Consider the following 17,917-nt stretch of genomic DNA (forward strand, 5'->3'; position numbering starts at 1 on the left):
TTACTCTCAAAGGAATATCTCTGACGAGAGATATTCATATTACTGGCTGTGTTATCGGCACGCTGTTGAGTTCTCAAAGAACACGCGCACACCGCAGCTAATCTCCGAAGAGAGTCACTTCCGGGGCTGTGTCAGGCTTAGAAGTCTTTCGTCGAGCTCCGTTCCGGCTTGTTTCCCGGCCCGTTCCGCTCTGACTTGGAGAACATTACACGGGCCAGTTTCGAACTCCAAATCGGGGGGTACCTCAGGCTTCGAAACCGCCGCTGACCTGCGCTTTCGTCGCCGTGAGGGCCGGTGCGCGGTTCGCCGACGCTTCGAACGCCGAGACCGGGTCACCGGCAGTCGCGCCGAAGAAAAGCCTGGTCACGGCTGCTTCCCGCACGGAGCGGTCCGGGACGGGCGCGGAATCGGCCGCAGCAACCTCGTTCAAAACGACTTGACGTGACCTACGTCCCTCCGCGGGACCGCTGCGCGGACCGACCGCCGGCCCGCCGTCGGCTCCTGTCAGGTAGGGCGTCACCGCGAGGTCAATCATGGACGTCGTGATGTACGACGTGGTGGTGATCGGCGGAGGTCCGGCCGGCAGGGCGCTTGCCCGTGCCTGCGCACAGGAAGGCCTCTACACGGCGATAGTCGACCGTCAGCCGGACCGCGTCTACACGGCGACTTACGGCGCGTGGGCTGACGAGCTTCCGACAGGCACGCCGACCAAGGCGGTGAGTACGACCGTGCGTGCCTATGCGCGCACGGAACACCTCATCCCCCGCACCTACGTAGTGCTCGACAACGCGAAGCTCCACGAACTGCCCGAAGAGGTCGAGGTTCTTCAGCAGCCGGCACCAGCGCGCTACACGTTCAACGCCACAGGCGCGCGCAAGGGCCGTGCTGAGCAGACGGCCGTGGGTACCGTCATCGAGTCGGACAGCACTGAGACGACGTTGATGGACTGGCGCGACGGTGACACGTTCCTCTACACGGTCCCTCTCGGCGGCAACCGCGTCCTCGTGGAGGAGACCTGTCTGGCACGACGCCCCGGCATGTCGTTGAAGGTTCTGCGCGAACGCCTGCACGCCCGGCTTCCACCGGGCGGCGAAGAAGAACGCGTCCGCTTCCCCCTCGACGCGCCCAGGGCCGAGGGGCTGGCGTTCGGTGCGGCAGCGGGGTTCATCCACCCCGCCACGGGCTACAGCGTCGCCACCTCTCTCACGCTCGCCCCTCGGGTCGCGCGGGCCATCAAGACGAAGAAGGACCCGAAGGGCGTCATCTGGTCCCCCAGCGCGCGCCTCGTGCACGCGACGCGCAAGCACGGGCTCGAGGTGCTCCTCGAACTGGACGCCGAGGAGACGCGGGACTTCTTCGAGGTGTTCTTCCGGCTCGACTCGGACCACCAGCGCGCCTACCTGTCCGGGCGGGAGGACGTGAAGGGTGTCGCGAGGGCCATGACGGCGCTGTTCAAGGCCGCGCCAAGCCACCTCAGGTGGAAACTCCTCTAGCGCGGACTCCCAGCGTGAACGGGGTGTCACCGAACGCAGCACCGGTGTGGCAAAAGGTCGCCAACCTCGTGAACAGCTGGTGAACCCCCTTGGAGGCGACTCGTTCGCACCGGCACGATCGGGAGCGTGCCCGCATTGCTGGATGACGTCAGGTTCGCCTTCCAGCCGCTGTTCAACCTGAACACCGGGGGTGTCGTCGCGATCGAGGCCCTGGCCCGGCCGCACGACGGCAGCGTGCAGGACCTCCTCCAGGCCGCCTTCCGCGCGGGGCTGCTCGTCAACGCCGACGTCGGGCTCGCGTGCCGCGCCGTGCGCGCCGCGGCCGACTTCGACCTGATGCTGCCGCTGCACGTGAACCTGCTCGCGATCACCGTGGCGGACAAGCCCGAGGTCATGAGCCCGCTCTACGGTGCTCTGCGGGATGCCGGGCGGTCGCCGGACAGCGTCGTGGTCGAGATCGGCGAGCCGTACTCGCGGGCCAACCGCGTCCGGCTCGCCCGCGGCATGCAGACGTTGCGCAACAACGGTTTCCGCATCGCGCTCGACTGCGTGGGCGAGGGTGACGTGCCGCTCGGCCTGCTGACCAGTTCCTCGCCGGACTTCATCAAGCTGGACCGCGAGATCGTCCGCTCGCTGCCCGACGACGCCGCGCGGGGCGCGCTGGTGAAGTCGCTGGTGCACCTCGGCGAGTACACGGGCGGTCAGGTCGTGGCCGAGGGCGTGGAGACCGAGGCGGAGCTGACCTACCTGCGGAAGCTGGGAGTGGGGTACGCGCAGGGCAGGTTCCTCGCTCCCCCGCAGCGGCGGCCGGCGGTGAACGCCCGCATCGTGCCGGAGGCGGTCTCGGAGACGGGCGAGATCCGCCGCAGCACCACCGGTCCGCGCATCACGGCGTTCCTGCACCCGGCCACGGTGCTGCCCGAGAGCGCCACGAGCGAGGAAGTGCGCGAGGTGTTCGTGTCGCAGCCGTCGGTCACGGGCGTCGTGCTCCTGGACGACGAGGGCCGCCCGAAGTGGTCGGTGGACCGCAACCGGTTCCTGCTGGCGGTCACCGGTCCGTACGGGCATGCGCTGCACGCCAAGAGGGAAGCCGCGCGTCTCGCGGACAAGCCGCACGTCATCGGCACCGAGTCGTCGGCGCTGGACCTGCTCGACGTGGTGGCCGGTGCGAACCGTGAGCGCACGAACGACGACCTCATCGTCGTGGACCACAACGAGCGGTGCATGGGTGTTGTGCGCGTGGCGGACGTTGTGCGCGGTGTGGCGGAGCTCAAGGTGGAGCAGGCGGCCGCGTTGAGCCCGCTCACCCGGCTGCCGGGCAGCGACGCCCTCTCGGAGGAGGTGGACCGCCGGATCGGGCTCGGCGAGATCTTCGCGGTCTCGTGGCTGGACGTGGACAGGTTCAAGCTGGTCAACGACACGGTGGGATTCGCGGCGGGCGACGACCTGATCCGCGAGATCGGCTACGACCTGGCGGACCTCGCGCACGCGTTCCCCGGTGTGCAGGTCGGGCACGTCGGTGGTGACGACTTCCTGCTCCTCGCCGGGCTCGACGAGACAGTGCCGCTCAGTGCTCGTTTGCTGGACAAGGCGTACACGGCAGAGGGACGACACGTGACGCTCTCTCTTGCGACCCTTATCTGTGCCCCGGGATCAGTGGGGTCGTATCGCGAGGTGTCGCGGTTGTTGGCGCCAGTGAAGGAACACGCGAAGTCTCTTGCCGGGTCCAGCTGGGTCATGGGGCGGCCGGGCAGCGAACGACGCGATGTGCTGCGTGGTGTCCCGCAACGTGCGGTGGGTTGACAGATACAACCGAACGCCTCCTGTGCGGCGCACTGATCACTCATAGCATCGGGTGTGCTACTCAGTGCACAGGAGGTTCGGCGTGCAGGTCGGCAGCAGAACTCAATCGGTTCCCGCGCAACGGACGAGCACGGACGGCCTCCTCACCGTTGGGGTGGAAGAGGAATTCGTCCTCGTCGAAGCGTCGACGGGCCATTTGGCCAACCGTGCCGAGGACGTTCTCGCCGGAGCGGACCGCTACGAGGTCGACCTGCAGCCGGAAATCGCGCAGTACCAGGTGGAATCGGCGAGCGGCATCTGCACGGACATGGGTGTGCTCAGCGACCAGCTGGCGCGGGCGCGGCGGGCGTTGATCGAACGGGCGGCGGGCCACGACGCGAGGCTGGCGGCGACCGGGACGCCGGTGCTGGGCCTCACGATGCCGACGCCGCTCACGAACTCCCCGCGCTACCACCGGATGGCGCAGGAGATGGGCGCGCTCACCAACGACCTCGCGATCTGCGGCTGCCACGTGCACGTCGGGCTGCCCGACGACGAGTCGAAGATCTTCGTGAGCAACCACCTGCGGCAGTGGCTGCCGACGTTGCTGGCGCTGGGCGCGAACTCGCCGTACTGGCTCGACGGCGACACGGGGTACGCGAGCTGGCGGTACGTGGTGTGGAACCGTTGGCCCACTTCGGGTGCGCCGCCGCACTTCGACAACGCGGCCGAGTACTACGCGGCACGGGAGGAGATCGTCGCGAGCGGCGCGGCGATCGACGCCGGGATGCTCTACTGGGACGTCCGGCTCTCCGCCCGCCACCCCACGCTCGAGCTGCGCGTCTCGGACGTCGCGCCGACGGTGGAGGAAGCGGTGCTGATGGCCGCGCTGGTGCGGGGAATCGCCTCCACGGCGCTGAGTTCCGGTGCTGTGCCGCCGAAACTGCCGCCGCACCTGGTGAGGGTCGCGATGTGGCGTGCCGCGCGGGACGGTCTCGAAGGCTTCGGCATCGATCCGGTGACGGGGGCGCCGGCACCCGCGTCCTCGATCGTCGCGTCGTTGCTGCGGTGGATCCGGCCGGCGCTGGAGTTCGCCGGCGACTACGAGAGGGTGACGGCGGGGATCGACCGGTTGCTGCTCGACGGCACGGGGGCGGCGAGGCAGCGCAGGGCGTTCGCGCGGCGGGGGCGGCTGGACGACGTGGTGGGGTTCCTGGTCGCGCAGACCGCCCCGGTGTGACCGGCGGTGGACGGGGTCATGGGTCTGGTCGAGGCCGCGGATCGGCGTCGTTCGTGAAACGGGTCTACGCTTGAACGCCGTGTTCGAGGTAGCGGGTCTCGCCTGATTCCCGCGCTCGCAGCGCTTGCCCCACCCGGCGCGCGAGTCTGGGGACCAGGCGGCGCGCTGCTTCGGCGGAGGTCACGAACTCGCAGGCCTTCAGCTCTTCCGCCCGCAGGACGATGTGGTCGTCGGCGGTGATCAGGCCGCCTTCGAACACGAACAGGACGCGGTCCTCGCCGTCGCGCGGAGCCCAGTCGACGACGAGCAGCCGGCCGGGTTCCCTGACCAGGCCGAGCTCTTCCTCGACCTCGCGGCGGCAGGCCTGCGACGGCGTCTCGCCGTGTTCGACCGCGCCGCCGGGGATCTCCCAGTACGGCTTGTAGGTGGGCTCGACGAGCAGGACGCGGCCCGCCTCGTCGAAGAACAACGCGCCGGCCGCGGCGAGCGCTCTGCTGCTGTGGTCCACCCGTTCTTCCTACCTTGGTCGTCCCGCCAGGACTTGAACCTGGGACCTGCCGCGTATCAGGCGGACGCTCTCACCGGGCTGAGCTACGGGACGGGAGTGGAAGACGAGGGTGTCGAACCCTCCAGGGCGATCTTGCAAGGATCACCTGCGCGCCGGCGCGTCCCCCTTCTTGTGCTGTGGTGCCCTGGGCAGGATTCGAACCTGCACTGGACGCGTTCTGAGCGCGTTGCCTCTTCCGTTGGGCTACCGGGGCGTGGTGCGGATCCGGGGAGTCGAACCCCGACTGGCATGGCCCTCAACCATGTGCCTCTCCCTGTTGGGCTAGACCCGCACGAGAGCGATCGGAGGGCGTCGAACCCTCTTCTCCGGTTTGGAAGACCGACGTGTCCGCCGAGTTCACCACGATCGCATTCGTTGATTTGTTCCGTGCCGCACCGACGGAAGGAGTCGAACCCTCGGGAAACTGTTTTGGAGGCAGTTCCGCTTCCGAAGCTCGTCGGCATTGGTGGTGTGCAAAAAGAAAACCGCCCAGGGTTTCCCGTGGGCGGCTCCGAGGTCATGACCTGGGGATCAGGTCATGGCGTGGAGCCCCACGCCACCGCCAGCAGACCGCCGGCGATGAGGGCGAGAATTCGCCATCCCGCGAGCTGAGCCTTGGCAAGCATGTCTTCCTCCGGTTGATCTCTGTCGGTTGCGACGGGATCAAGCTATGCGACGGCGGCGTGGTCGTGCAACGCATTTAAATGAGGTTCACGCGGTGTTCCAGATAGTGGATCGCTGTTTCGCAGGTGTCCATGACGGGTACATGTTCAGGATTCGGGTACGAGGCCTCTGGGCAGTGGGTGACGGCGTTCCTCGACCTGCTCTGAACGACGAACGGCGCGCACCCCGTGGGATGCGCGCCGTTCGAAGAGAATCCGGTCAGACGGTGAAGCCGAGCGCCCGCAGCTGCTCGCGGCCGTCGTCGGTGATCTTCTCCGGGCCCCACGGCGGCATCCACACCCAGTTGATGCGGAAGTCCGACACGAGACCGCCGCCCGCGCCGCCGGTCAGGGCCGCGCGGGTCTGGTCCTCGATGACGTCGGTCAGCGGGCAGGCCGCCGACGTGAGCGTCATGTCGATGGTGGCGACGTTCTTGTCGTCGACGTGGATGTCGTAGACGAGGCCGAGGTCGACGACGTTGATGCCCAGCTCCGGGTCCACGACGTCGCGCATCGCTTCTTCCACGTCGTCCAGCGCGGCGACGTCAGCCTTGGGCTCGAAGACCGGCATGCCTTCGGCTCCCCGGACGACTTCTTCGGTGCTCATGCTGCTCCCTGGCTTCGTACGACTGCGTCCTTGAACGCCATCCAGCCCAGCAGCGCGCACTTCACGCGCGCCGGGTACTTCGCGACACCGGCGAAGGCGATGCCGTCCTCGAGGACGTCCTCGTCGGGCTCCACCTGGCCGCGGCCCTGCATGAGCTCGACGAACGCGTCCATCTTCTCGAACGCCTCGCCCACCGGCTTACCCACGACCAGGTCGGTCAACACGGACGTCGAGGCCTGGCTGATCGAGCAGCCCTGGCCGTCGTACGACACGTCCTGCACGACGCCGTCGACGACGTGGACGCGCAGCGTCACCTCGTCGCCGCAGGTGGGGTTGACCTGGAACGACTCCGCGTCGAACGGGTCGCGCAGGCCTCGGCCGTGCGGGTTCTTGTAGTGGTCCAGGATGATCTCCTGGTACATCTGCTGGAGCTGCATCTCAGGCCACCCCGAAGAACTTCTGCGCCTCGCGGACGCCGTCGACCAGTGCGTCGACCTCGTCCAGCGTGTTGTACAGGTAGAACGTCGCGCGCACCGACGACTGGGCGTTCAGGCAGCGGTGCAGCGGCCACGCGCAGTGGTGGCCGACGCGCACGGCGATGCCCAGGCTGTCGAGCACCTGGCCGGCGTCGTGCGGGTGGACACCCTCGATCTCGAACGGCACGGCGCCGCCGCGGTTCACGGCGTCGGCCGGCCCGATCAGGCGGACGCCCTTGACGGCCGACAGGCCTTCCAGGGCCGCCACGGTCAGCAGGTGCTCGTGCGCGTGGACGCGCTCCATGCCCACGATGCTCAGGTAGTCGACCGCGGCACCCAGGCCGACGGCCTGGGACGTCATCGGCGAACCGGCCTCGAAGCGCTGCGGCGGCGGGGCGAACGTCGAGCCCTCCATCTTCACCAGTTCGATCATCGAACCGCCGGTGATGAAGGGGGGCAGCGCCTCCAGCAGCTCACGGCGTCCGTAGAGGACACCGATGCCGGACGGGCCGAGCATCTTGTGGCCGGAGAACGACGCGAAGTCCACGCCGAGCCGGTGGAAGTCGACCGGGCTGTGCGGGACGGACTGGCACGCGTCCAGCACGGTGAGCGCGCCGACCTCCTGCGCGGCCGCGACGAGCACGTCGACCGGGTTGATCACGCCGGTCACGTTGGACTGGTGCGTGAACGCCACGACCTTCGCCCGGGGCGTGATCACGCTGTCCACATCGGACAGGTCGAGGCGGCCGTCGGGGGTCAGCCGGAACCACTTCAGCGTCGCGCCGGTCCGGGCGGCGAGCTGCTGCCACGGAACGAGGTTCGCGTGGTGCTCCATCTCGGTCACGACGATCTCGTCGCCGGGACCGATCCGGAAGCGCGCGGCCTCGGGGCCCGAGGTCGCGGCGTTGCCCATCGCGTACGCCACGAGGTTGAAGCCCTCGGTGGCGTTCTTGGTGAACACCAGCTCGCCGAAGTCGGCGCCGACGAAGTCCGCGATGCGCTGACGCGCACCCTCGTACGCGTCGGTCGCCTCCTCCGCCAGCTGGTGGGCACCCCGGTGGACCGCCGCGTTGGCGGTCTGCAGGAATGCCTTCTCCGCGTCCAGAACCTGCGTCGGGCGTTGCGAGGTGGCGCCGGAGTCCAGGTAGACCAGGCGCTTCCCGTCACGAACGGTGCGGGACAGGATCGGGAAGTCCGCTCGGAGAGCGGCTACGTCCAATGGTGCTGCGGTGGTGGTCACAGCGCCTCCTCTCAACACCTGCAACGTCAGGAAAGGGCCGCGGCTTCCGACTTCCCGGTGTACTTCACGTAACCCTCGGACTCGAGCTGGTCGGCGAGCTCACGGCCGCCGGACTCGACGATGCGGCCGTTCGCGAAGACGTGCACGAAGTCGGGCTGGATGTACTTGAGGATCCGGGTGTAGTGCGTGATCAGCATGACGCCGACCTCGCCCGAGGCCTTGTAGCGGTTGACGCCCTCGGACACGACGCGCAGCGCGTCGACGTCCAGGCCGGAGTCGGTCTCGTCGAGGATCGCGACCTTCGGCTGGAGCAGGCCCAGCTGCAGGATCTCGTGGCGCTTCTTCTCACCGCCGGAGAAGCCCTCGTTCACCGAACGCTCGGCGAACGCCGGGTCGATGTCGAGGTCGGCCATCGCGCCCTTGACCTCCTTGACCCAGTGGCGCAGGGCCGGGGCCTCGCCGCGGACGGCGGTGGCGGCGGTGCGCAGGAAGTTCGACATCGAGACGCCGGGGACCTCGACCGGGTACTGCATGGCGAGGAAGAGGCCCGCGCGGGCGCGCTCGTCGACGGACATCTCGAGGACGTCCTCGCCGTCGAGCGTGACGGAGCCCGAGGTGATCGTGTACTTCGGGTGTCCGGCGATCGCGTAGGACAGCGTGGACTTGCCGGAGCCGTTGGGGCCCATGATGGCGTGCGTCTCGCCGGCCTTGATCGTCAGGTCGACGCCCTTGAGGATCTCCTTGGGAGCGTCCTCGCTGACGACCGAGACGTGCAGGTCCTTGATCTCAAGGGTGGCCATGACTTGCCGTTCTCCTGGTGGTGTAGCTAGAAGTCAGTTCGTGGTGACGGTGACGTCGACGAAGACGTCGCCGTCACGGATGTCGACGGCGTAGACGTCGACCGGTTCGCTGGCGGGCGGCGACGAGGGCTTGCCGGTCTCCAGGTCGAAGCACGACCCGTGCAACCAGCACTCGATCCCCTTGCGGGAGACCTCGCCCTCGCTCAGCGACACCGCGGCGTGCGAGCACAGATCCGCGAGCGCGTGCACCCGCTCGCCGTCGCGCACCAGGACGACGTCCACGTCGTCCACGGTGGCGGCGAACGGCTTGCGGTTGTCCAGTTCGGACAGTGCACACACCTTGATCACGCCCCGACCGCCTCGAGCTCTGCCTCGATGGCGGTCTCGAGGCGCTCGCGCACCTCGGGGACGGTGATCTTCGCGATCAGCTCCTGGAAGAAGCCGCGCACGACGAGCCGCCGCGCCTGGGTCTCCGGGATGCCGCGCGCCTGCAGGTAGAACAGCTGCTCGTCGTCGAACCGGCCGGTGGCGCTGGCGTGGCCCGCGCCCTCGATCTCGCCGGTCTCGATCTCCAGGTTCGGCACCGAGTCGGCACGCGCACCATCGGTGAGGATCAGGTTCCGGTTCAGCTCGAACGTCTCGGTGCCCTCGGCGGCGACGCGGATGAGCACGTCACCGATCCACACCGCGTGCGCGCCCTCGCCCTGCAACGCGCCCTTGTAGACGACGTTGCTGCGGCAGTTGGGCTGCCCGTGGTCGATGAACGGCCGGTGCTCCTGGTGCTGGCCCGCGTCCGCGAAGTACAGGCCGAACAGCTCCGCGTCGCCACCGCGACCCGCGTACTGCACGACCGGCGTCACGCGCACGACGTCGCCGCCGAGCGTGACCACGGTGTGCTTGATGGTCGCGTCGCGGCCGAGCTTCACGTGGTGCTGCGAGACGTGCACGGCGTCGTCGGCCCAGTCGTGGATGGCGATCACCGTGAGGTGCGCGCCGTCCGCGACGAGGAACTCGACGTTGTCCGCGTACGCGCCGGAGCCGCGGAAGTCCAGGATCACGGTGCCCTCGGCGAACTGCGAGGCCTTGATCTGGATGTGGCCGTAGGCAACGGTTCCGGTGCCCGCGCCGGTCACCGTGACGGTGGTCGGCTCGGTCTTCGCGTCGCCGGGCAGGGTCACGATCGTGGCCTGCTCGAACGAGGAGTAGGCCTGCGCGGCGATGCGGTCACCGGGGACACCCGCCTTGCCGAGGCGGTCGTCGTCACGACCGACCGTCTCGACGGTGACACCGGCGGCGGCGTTCACCTCGACGGCAGCGGAACCCGTTGCCGCAGCGCCGGAGTGCAGACCGGCCAGACGCTTGAGAGGCGTGAAGCGCCAGATCTCCTCACGGCCGCCCGGCACCTCGAACGCGTCCACGTCGTAGGACGTGAAGTGCTCTGCGCGCGAGGCGACGGGAACGGCGGCACCGTGGGAGTGAGGTTGAGTCGACAGGGCGGCCATGTCAGCCGACGGCCCCTTCCATCTGCAGTTCGATCAGGCGGTTCAGCTCGAGGGCGTACTCCATGGGGAGCTCGCGCGCGATGGGCTCGACGAACCCGCGCACGATCATCGCCATGGCCTCGTCCTCGTTCAGGCCGCGCGACATCAGGTAGAACAACTGGTCCTCGGAGACCTTCGAGACCGTGGCCTCGTGGCCCATCGCGACGTCGTCCTCGCGGACGTCGACGTACGGGTAGGTGTCCGAGCGGCTGATGGTGTCGACCAGCAGCGCGTCGCACTTCACCGTGGACTTCGAGTGGTGCGCCCGCTTGTTGACCTGGACCAGGCCGCGGTAGGACGTGCGGCCACCGCCGCGCGCCACCGACTTCGACACGATGGTCGAGGAGGTGTGCGGGGCCATGTGGACCATCTTGGCGCCGGCGTCCTGGTGCTGGCCCTCGCCCGCGAACGCGATCGAGAGGACCTCGCCCTTGGCGTGCTCGCCCATCAGGAAGACGGCCGGGTACTTCATGGTCACCTTGGAGCCGATGTTGCCGTCGACCCACTCCATGGTCGCGCCCTCTTCGGCCTTGGCGCGCTTGGTGACCAGGTTGTAGACGTTGTTCGACCAGTTCTGGATCGTCGTGTAGCGGCAGCGGCCGCCCTTCTTCACGATGATCTCGACCACGGCCGAGTGCAGCGAGTCCGAGGAGTAGATCGGCGCCGTGCAGCCCTCGACGTAGTGCACGTAGGCACCCTCGTCGACGATGATCAGCGTGCGCTCGAACTGGCCCATGTTCTCGGTGTTGATCCGGAAGTAGGCCTGCAGCGGGATGTCCACGTGCACGCCCTTCGGCACGTAGATGAACGAGCCACCGGACCACGTCGCGGCGTTGAGCGCCGAGAACTTGTTGTCACCCGCGGGGATGACGGAGCCGAAGTACTCCCGGAAGAGCTCCGGCTGCTCCTTCAGTGCGGTGTCGGTGTCGAGGAAGAGGACACCCTGCTGCTCCAGGTCCTCGCGGATCTGGTGGTAGACGACCTCGGACTCGTACTGGGCCGCGACGCCGGCGACGAGGCGCTGCTTCTCGGCCTCGGGGATGCCCAGGCGGTCGTAGGTGTTCTTGATGTCCTCGGGCAGGTCCTCCCAGCTGGTGGCCTGCTTCTCGGTGGACCGCACGAAGTACTTGATCGAGTCGAAGTCGATCCCAGAGAGGTCAGCGCCCCAGCTCGGCATCGGCTTGAGGTCGAAGAGCTTCAGCGCCTTCAACCGGTACTCGAGCATCCACTCGGGCTCGCTCTTCTTCGCCGAGATGTCGCGGACGACATCCTCGCTGAGGCCTCGGCGAGCGCTCGCGCCGGCAGTGTCCGAGTCGGCCCAGCCGAACTCGTAGTTGCCGAGAGACGCAATGGTCTCTTCCTGCGTGAGCGGAGACTGCACCGTGGTGGGCGTGCGCTGCTCGGCAGCGGTAGTCATGCGGGCTCCCCTCCATCATCTGGGATCCGTGGAACGTTCGGGATGTGCGTCGTGCACACGGCGTGGCCGCGGGCGATCGTCGCGAGGCGCTGCACGTGGGTTCCGAGGAGGTTCGCGAACGTCTCCGTCTCGGTCTCGCACAGCTGGGGGAACTCGGCGGCAACGTGGGCGACCGGGCAGTGGTGCTGGCACAACTGCTCACCCACCCCGACGTTTCGCGCCGACGCAGCGTAGCCCTCCCTGGTCAGCGCGGTCGCAAGGGCCTTCGCCCGTTCGGCGGGCGTGACCTGGGCCACGATCGCTGAACGGTGCCGGTCCACGAGCGCGTCGACACGGCTCTGCGCGAAGGCGCGCACAGCCTCTTCCCCACCCGTCTGGGCGAGGAACCTGACCGCGGCGACCGCGAGGTCGTCGTAGGCGTGGCCGAACCGGGCTCGTCCGGCGTCGGTCAGCAGGAAGAGCTTCGCGGGACGGCCACGGCCACGTTGGGTCTGCCGCGGTGCGTCCCTGGTGATCGCCTCGCCGTCCGCGAGCAGCGCGTCGATGTGCCGGCGCACCGCTGTGGGGCTGATGCCCAGTTCCTCCGCGACGGCCGCCGCGGTGACCGGGCCCTGCTCCAGGAGGAGCCTGGCGACAGCACGCCGAGTCTTGCCGTCGTGCTGCGGCACGGCGTCAAGGTGGGTCTCGGCGTTTTTCACAACACCAGTGTTGCGTATTTCGCCGGAGGTCGCAAAGATCGCGGTCACAGGGTGACCTGACTCACGGCTGAACGTGGCTGGATACGCTGCCCCCATGTCCACCAACGGCGGAGCCGTGACTCCGGAGAGCGACCTCCTGAACGGGCGGGAACGTCGCCAGCTGGACATCGTGCGCCGCTGGGGCACGATCGGCGCCCTCCTGCTGACCGTGGGGTCACTCGGCGGTGGCGCGGCCCCCATCTACTCGCCGCTCTACGGCGTGCCCGTCCTCGGCCTGTTCTCGAGGATGCCCAGCGTCGCGATGGGGGTCGTCTGGACCGGCATCTTCATGATCGTGTCGGCCTGGCTCGCGCTCGGCCGGTTCGTGCGTCCGGGCAGGCCGCGGCTCATCTCACGCGGCCAGATGGACCGCACGCTGCTGATGTGGACCGTTCCGCTGGTCTTCTGCGTGCCGATGTTCTCCCGCGACGTGTACTCCTACCTCGCGCAGAGCGAGATCGCGGCGCGCGGGCAGGACCCGTACGAGCTGGGCCCGGCGACGGCGCTGGGCGTCGACCACGTGCTGACGCGCGGTGTGCCGAACATCTGGCGGGAGACGCCGGCGCCGTACGGGCCGCTGTTCCTCGCGTTCGGGCGGCTGACCGCGATGCTGACCGGGGACCACGTGGTGTCCGGCGTGTTCGTGCACCGGCTGCTGGTGCTGTGCGGCCTGGCGATGATCGTGTGGGCGCTCCCCCGGCTCGCGGCGCGGTTCGGGGTGCCGCCGGTCGGCGCGCTGTGGCTGGGCGCGCTGAACCCGCTGGTGCTGTTCCACATCGTCATCGGCGTGCACAACGACGGTCTCGCGCTCGGCCTCATGCTGGTCGGCCTGGAGCTCGCGATGCGCGGGCTGGAACCGCTGAAGTGGTCGTGGATCGTGCTGGGCTCCGGGGTCATCGTGTGCGGCGCGATGGTGAAGATCCCCGCGATGGCCGCGCTCGGGTTCCTCGGCGTGCTGGTGGCGCGCAAGCTCGGAGGTCAGGTCAAGCACCTCGCGCTGGTGGCCGGGATCATGGCGGTGATCGCCGCGGCCGGGGTGGTGGTGATCTGCCTCGGCACCGGGTTCGGGTTCGGCTGGGTCGAGACGCTGAACGTCGCCTCCACCGTGAAGTCGTGGATGTCGCCGCCGACGGCGCTGGGGTTCCTGGGGGCCGGCACCGGCATCCTGCTCGGCCTCGGCAACCACACCGAGGCGATGATCTCGCTGACCCGGCTGCTCGGGCAGGGCATCTCGATCGTGATCACCGTCATGCTGCTGTGGCGCAGCTTCAAGGGCCGGATCAAGGCGATGAACGGCCTGGGCGCGGCGCTCGGCGCGATCCTGGTGCTGGGGCCGGTGCTGCAGCCCTGGTACGTGCTGTGGGCGGCGCTCCCGCTGGCCACGGCGGTGGTCGGGCCCAAGTTCCGGATGATCGCCATGGTGGCCTCGGCGGTCATCGCGATCATCCTGCCGCCGACCGGCTCCGCGTTCGACGGGCGGGCCTACACGGTGCCGCAGGCGGTCGCGGGCGCGGTCATCACCTTCGCGGTCTGCGTGCTGATCGCGCGCAAGCGGGTCGGGCCGTTCCTGAGGTCCGACACGGCCGTGTGACGGACTGTTCGGACCGGTAACCCCGAACCCCCGGCGGACGACCACCCGGACACGGGAAGATCGTCGCCGAGGGGGTGGTGCGACATGACCGGGCAACCCATGTCGCGGGAAGAGGTGCGGTTCGCCGTCGTGCTCAACGGCGGTGTGAGCCTGGCCGTCTGGATGGGCGGCGTCGTGCTGGAGCTCGACCGCCTGACCAGGCCGGGATCGGTGTACCAGCCGTTGCTCGACCTGGTGGGCTGCACGGCCAGGGCGGACGTCATCGCGGGCACGTCGGCCGGGGGCGTCAACGGGGCCGCGCTCGCGTTGTCGCAGGTCAACAAGAACGCCGACCTGAGCAGGCTGCGCGACCTGTGGGCCGAGCAGGGCCGGATGGAACAGCTGCTCAGGACGCCGTTCCGCGGCCAGCCCGCGTCGCTGCTGCAGGGCGACGAGTTCTTCCTGCCCCGGCTGCAGGAGGCGCTGGCCCGCCTCACGACCGACTTCTCCCCGACCGGCGCCGACGAGCGCCCGATCGACCTGCGCATCACGACGACGCTGCTCGGCGGCGTCCCGGCGGTCACCTACGACGACCTGGGCCAGCCGCTCACGCAGTCGGTGCACCAGGGCTCGTTCTCGTTCCGCCGCGACCCCTACACCTGGGTCAGCGAGGACACCAGGGACGACTTCCGCGCCGACACCCTGCCCGGCCGCGTCCGGCAGCTCGCGCTCGCGGCCCGGTCCAGCGCGAGCTTCCCGTTCGCGTTCGAGCCGAGCTTCATCCCGGTCGGCGGGCAGGGCACGCCGGACCGCCCGGACATGGCGGACGTCGCGAGCTGGGCCGGAGACGGCGACCGCAGCAGGTTCGCGGTCGACGGCGGCGTCCTGGTGAACACGCCGACCAGGGAGGCGCTGGAGGCCATCGACCGGATGCCCGCGGACGGGCCGGTGCGCCGGGTCATGCTGCTGGTGTTCCCGCACGCCGAGCCGCTGGGCTCCGAGCCGGTCGCCGACACCGCCGACGAGGTGATGACGACGGTCAGCTCCGGCGGCAGGCTGCTCAGCGCGATGTCGAGCCAGGCGGGCCGGACCTACGTCGAGAAGATCGAGGAGCACAACCGGCGGGCCGCGAGCTCGCGCGGCGGCCGGATGGCGTTGCTGGAACGGCTGCACGCGGGCGGCGGCGACGTGGTCGACGAGGTGTACTCGCTGGCGGACAAGCTCTTCGGCCACTACGAGGACGTCGAGATCCGGCTCGCGGCGCGGCAGGTCACGGCGCAGCAGTTCGCGCTGCGGGGCGGGAACCCGGCGAACTGGTCGTTCGAACGGGCGCGGCGTGCGGCCGAGACCGCGCAGCGCCGGTGGAAGGAGCGGCACGGCGTGCTGCCGTACGTGCCGGGCGTGAAGCTGCCGGACACCGTGTGCCGCGAGGACGCGGGCTGGGAGTGGGGCGTCACGATGGCCGAGCGCCTCGGGGCGTCGGCGCTCGACCTGCTCAAGCGGCTCGTGTGGGTCGTGCCGGAGGAACAGGCCGACGAGATCAGCACGGCCCGCCGGGGACTGCACCGGGTGCGGGCGGAGCTGCGGCGGCTGCGGGCCGAGCTGTTCGCGTGGGAGCCGTCCTCGTCGCTCGGCGAGGAGTACTGGACCGGCCGGCTCGCGAGCTACCAGGAGCAGGTGGTCGACGGGCGCCTCGGGCGGGAGGTCAGGGCGCAGGTCGCCGAGGTCGGGCGGATCGTCGGGCAGGCCCGGCAGGTGGTGGCGGCGCTCGACGAGCACCGGCTGCGGCTCGGCGGGCTCGTCTGCTGGCACGCCCTGCTCGACGCCCCGCCCACGCCGCGGGAGGCCGGGCTGGACGACGGCGAGCGGTGGCTGAACCGCCTGCTGGCGCTGGAGGTCGCGGGCACGTGCCTGTCCGACGACGCCTCGGCCGGGCCGGACTCGCCGGTCGAGCTGGTGCAGGTGTCGCTGCAGACGCGCAACGCGTTCGCGCAGCAGTCGATCACCGCCGACGACAAGGCGGGCGGGGCGTCGCTGTCGCGGTTCTCCGGGTTCCTCAAGCGCTCGTGGCGGGTCAACGACTGGATCTGGGGACGCCTGGACGGCGCGACGATGCTGTGCCGGGTCCTGTTCGACCCCCGGCGGCTGCGGCGGATGGACCTGCTGGGACGGCCCGCCGGCGACGAGCGCACCCCGGCGCAGCGCGCGCGGGCCGTGGTCGACCAGGTCGTCGCGACGATGTTCGGGCCGGAGCTGCCGGTCCAGGTGGCGGCGTGCGCGGAGCTGGCGTGCGAGGAGCTGACCGGGATCTACGAGGCCGAGGGCGACCTGTCGCCGTCGTCGCTGAAGCTCGCGGAACTGGCCGCGTGGGGCCTGCACTGGCGGATCATCTGCGAGGAGCTCCCCCGGCTGCGCGCCGCGATCATCGCCGACCGGGGCGACGGCGCGGACAAGCGGTCACGGGGAGAGCTGTTTCTCGAAGAGCACGCGGACCTGTTGCGGCGGCTGGAATATCCGCACGAGCACACGGTCACTCTCGGCATGTCGGCGCTCAACGCCTTCGACCGCGCCGGCATCGGCCGCGAGCCGCTCACCCAGGAGGCCGCGTCGGACCAGATGATCCGCACGGCCGCCACCGCCGCGGCCGTCGCGGTCACGGTCGCCGACTCCGAGCAGTCCGGGCTCGCCGCCGTACGGCCTGTGACGCGGGTGCTGCGCGGTGCCGCCCTGCTGCCCTACTGGACGATCACCGGCCTGACGCGGGGCGGGAAGCTCGCGCAGTTCCTGGGGCTGCTGGGTCTCGCGGTCGGCGGCGCGCTGGTCGTGATGGCGCTGTTCGGGATGCTGCCGGCCTGGGCGGCGGGGCCGGGCGCGGCGATCGGCGCCGCGAGCCTGCTCGCCGCTTTCGGTTACGCGGCGCTGAGAAGCGGCACGATGCTGCACGGCCTGGTGCTGCTGTCCCCGGTGATCCCGCTGGTGGCGATCGCGCTCGACCGGATGCCGGACGACCGCTCCGAGGTCACGACGGGCACGGTGACGGTGGCGGGGGTGGCGTTCGTCGTCGCGTCCCTGCTGGTGCTCGGCTCGTTGCCCGCCCCGGTCCGCACACCGCTCGCGGTGCTCGCCGACTTCGAGCCGTTGCGGATCATCCGGCGGCGCTGGAAGCAGGTCGCCGTGGCGCTGGCGGCGGCCGGGGTGGCCTGGTCGGTGTGGCGGTTCGGGCTGTACGCACAGCCGTGGCTGGTGATCCCCGCTTCGGTCCTCTGTGGAGCGTTCGGGGTGCGGATGGCCCTCAGCGGCGGCAAGTCGCTGCAGCGGTGGCGCCGGGTGGAGGGTGTGTGGGGCACGGAACGCGCGGAGCCCCCCGCCGCCGCGACCGCGGGCTGGGCCGTCGTCTACGGCGTCGCCTACCTCGCGGTCGCCGACGTGCTGCTCGTCGCCGGGCCGCGCGGGTGGGGCTGGCAGGCGGTGATCGGCACGGCGCTGGTGTTCGGCCTGACGCTGCTGCTGATCACGTCCTGGTACGTGCCGCGCGCGGAACGGCGCCGCATCCGCCGCCAGCTCGTCGACGAGGCGATCCCGGCGATCTACCCGCGGGGCTGCGACGTGGCCGCGACGCTGCGCGAACGGCTGGAGGGCCACGCCTCGCTGTACCGGTTCCTGGTCGACGGCGAGGGCGAGCACCCGGCCGAGCTGGCGCTGTCGCGCACCGGGCTCGTCGTGGCACGGCGGATCGAGGAGAAGCTCCGCTAGCCGCTCCGCGGAGGACCGGGGCCCGGCCGCCACGCGCGACCGGGCCCGTTCC

15 protein-coding genes and 4 tRNA genes are annotated in these 17,917 nt (G+C 69.8%); 5 read left to right on the top strand and 14 right to left on the bottom strand.

The genetic code is table 11. From position 1 onward, the window contains the following. Positions 1-244 precede the first annotated feature (244 nt). Positions 245-367, bottom strand: coding sequence for a hypothetical protein (locus tag L6E10_RS40390; protein ID WP_275676811.1), 123 nt, complete (start codon positions 365-367; stop codon positions 245-247). Between the two features lie 166 nt (positions 368-533). Between L6E10_RS40390 and L6E10_RS20550 the strand changes: the two genes are divergently transcribed. From L6E10_RS20550 to L6E10_RS20560, 3 genes are all read left to right on the top strand, one after another. Beyond that, complete coding sequence (locus tag L6E10_RS20550) at positions 534-1,493, top strand: lycopene cyclase family protein (protein WP_236221144.1); 960 nt, start codon at positions 534-536, stop codon at positions 1,491-1,493. 126 nt (positions 1,494-1,619) lie between these two features. Further along, positions 1,620-3,296 carry an EAL domain-containing protein gene (locus L6E10_RS20555; RefSeq protein ID WP_236221145.1) on the top strand — a complete coding sequence of 559 codons (1,677 nt, stop codon included), beginning with the start codon at positions 1,620-1,622 and terminating at the stop codon, positions 3,294-3,296. A gap of 154 nt (positions 3,297-3,450) precedes the next feature. Beyond that, positions 3,451-4,515: a glutamate--cysteine ligase gene (locus L6E10_RS20560; protein ID WP_236221146.1), complete on the top strand. Its 1,065-nt coding sequence runs from the start codon at positions 3,451-3,453 to the stop codon at positions 4,513-4,515. Between the two features lie 64 nt (positions 4,516-4,579). Here the strand turns inward: L6E10_RS20560 and L6E10_RS20565 are convergent, their stop codons facing one another. The 13 genes from L6E10_RS20565 to L6E10_RS20625 all read right to left on the bottom strand — a co-directional run bounded on the left by L6E10_RS20565 (position 4,580) and on the right by L6E10_RS20625 (position 12,473). Beyond that, complete coding sequence (locus tag L6E10_RS20565; protein WP_236221147.1) at positions 4,580-5,023, bottom strand: NUDIX hydrolase; 444 nt, start codon at positions 5,021-5,023, stop codon at positions 4,580-4,582. 15 nt (positions 5,024-5,038) lie between these two features. Then, a tRNA-Ile gene (locus L6E10_RS20570) sits at positions 5,039-5,116 on the bottom strand. 84 nt (positions 5,117-5,200) lie between these two features. Continuing rightward, positions 5,201-5,276 (bottom strand) — tRNA-Leu (locus L6E10_RS20575). Position 5,277: 1 nt separating this feature from the next. Continuing rightward, positions 5,278-5,354, bottom strand: a tRNA-Leu gene (locus L6E10_RS20580). Positions 5,355-5,359: 5 nt separating this feature from the next. Beyond that, a tRNA-Gly gene (locus L6E10_RS20585) sits at positions 5,360-5,432 on the bottom strand. A gap of 512 nt (positions 5,433-5,944) precedes the next feature. Then, positions 5,945-6,331: a metal-sulfur cluster assembly factor gene (locus L6E10_RS20590; RefSeq protein ID WP_090104908.1), complete on the bottom strand. Its 387-nt coding sequence runs from the start codon at positions 6,329-6,331 to the stop codon at positions 5,945-5,947. After that, positions 6,328-6,768 carry a Fe-S cluster assembly sulfur transfer protein SufU gene (gene sufU / locus L6E10_RS20595; protein ID WP_236221148.1) on the bottom strand — a complete coding sequence of 147 codons (441 nt, stop codon included), beginning with the start codon at positions 6,766-6,768 and terminating at the stop codon, positions 6,328-6,330. Before sufU ends, L6E10_RS20590 begins: the two co-directional genes overlap by 4 nt. Before the next feature lies 1 nt (position 6,769). Then, a complete protein-coding gene (locus L6E10_RS20600) occupies positions 6,770-8,047 on the bottom strand; it encodes a cysteine desulfurase (RefSeq protein ID WP_236221149.1) in 1,278 nt (425 codons plus the stop codon). 26 nt (positions 8,048-8,073) lie between these two features. Continuing rightward, positions 8,074-8,847, bottom strand: coding sequence for a Fe-S cluster assembly ATPase SufC (gene sufC / locus L6E10_RS20605; RefSeq protein WP_236221150.1), 774 nt, complete (start codon positions 8,845-8,847; stop codon positions 8,074-8,076). A 33-nt stretch (positions 8,848-8,880) separates the two neighbouring features. Next, positions 8,881-9,195: a non-heme iron oxygenase ferredoxin subunit gene (locus L6E10_RS20610; protein ID WP_236221151.1), complete on the bottom strand. Its 315-nt coding sequence runs from the start codon at positions 9,193-9,195 to the stop codon at positions 8,881-8,883. Continuing rightward, a complete protein-coding gene (gene sufD / locus L6E10_RS20615) occupies positions 9,192-10,349 on the bottom strand; it encodes a Fe-S cluster assembly protein SufD (protein WP_236221152.1) in 1,158 nt (385 codons plus the stop codon). The genes L6E10_RS20610 and sufD overlap by 4 nt, the downstream gene beginning before the upstream one ends. A 1-nt stretch (position 10,350) precedes the next feature. Continuing rightward, entirely contained in the window at positions 10,351-11,805 is a 1,455-nt protein-coding gene (gene sufB / locus L6E10_RS20620; protein ID WP_236221153.1) for a Fe-S cluster assembly protein SufB, read from the bottom strand. After that, on the bottom strand, positions 11,802-12,473 hold the full coding sequence (locus L6E10_RS20625; RefSeq protein ID WP_236221154.1) for a metalloregulator ArsR/SmtB family transcription factor: 672 nt from the start codon (positions 12,471-12,473) through the stop codon (positions 11,802-11,804). Before L6E10_RS20625 ends, sufB begins: the two co-directional genes overlap by 4 nt. Before the next feature lie 124 nt (positions 12,474-12,597). Here L6E10_RS20625 and mptB point away from each other — a divergent pair, with 124 nt between their 5' ends. Further along, on the top strand, positions 12,598-14,133 hold the full coding sequence (gene mptB, locus L6E10_RS20630; protein WP_236221155.1) for a polyprenol phosphomannose-dependent alpha 1,6 mannosyltransferase MptB: 1,536 nt from the start codon (positions 12,598-12,600) through the stop codon (positions 14,131-14,133). Positions 14,134-14,217: 84 nt separating this feature from the next. Next, entirely contained in the window at positions 14,218-17,865 is a 3,648-nt protein-coding gene (locus L6E10_RS20635) for a patatin-like protein (RefSeq protein WP_236221156.1), read from the top strand. Positions 17,866-17,917 lie beyond the last annotated feature (52 nt).

The organism is Lentzea sp. CC55, from assembly GCF_021056325.1.
Lineage (GTDB): Bacteria > Actinomycetota > Actinomycetes > Mycobacteriales > Pseudonocardiaceae > Lentzea > Lentzea jiangxiensis.